This window comes from Oleiphilus sp. HI0117 (assembly GCF_001635235.1).
The window spans coordinates 1-425 of sequence record NZ_LWGA01000326.1 but is presented as its reverse complement, the minus strand read 5'-3'; the positions used below and the strand labels follow the sequence as shown (position 1 = coordinate 425).

General features: G+C 43.6%; 1 pseudogene. It reads left to right on the top strand.

Features of this window, described 5'->3' with window-relative positions:
• Positions 1-200, top strand: a pseudogene (locus A3757_RS26280) (hypothetical protein); the annotation flags it as partial.
• Positions 201-425 lie beyond the last annotated feature (225 nt).

Here is a 425-nt window from a genome sequence, read left to right as displayed (position 1 = left end):
ATATTGGCCAGCGAAGCTTGATTGATCTGCTGGATGCCGAGAATGAACTATTAAATGCTAAGCGTTTAAGTAGTGAGGCGCGATATGACTTGTATTTGATTAAGTATGAGCTGTACCTGCAGGGTAGTTTGCTGGATCACTTGTCTCAAAATATTACGATATCCCCTAAAGTAACTAAGTTCCTGGACGAAAGGGCATGATGATGGATCAGCAAGAAAAGGAGGCTTTATTTTTAGCGTTACAGGATAGCGATGCTGACTTGGCCAGAGTGACGGAAGACCTCATCTCCTTGCTGGTGCAGAAAGGTATTATTTTGTTTACCGAACTGCCTAGCGCAGTACAGGCTAAGCTTGTTGATAGAGAAAAGCTGAGAGAAAAATTGGGCCAGGTGAATGTGTCNATATTATCGGAGGGCGATACGCTCT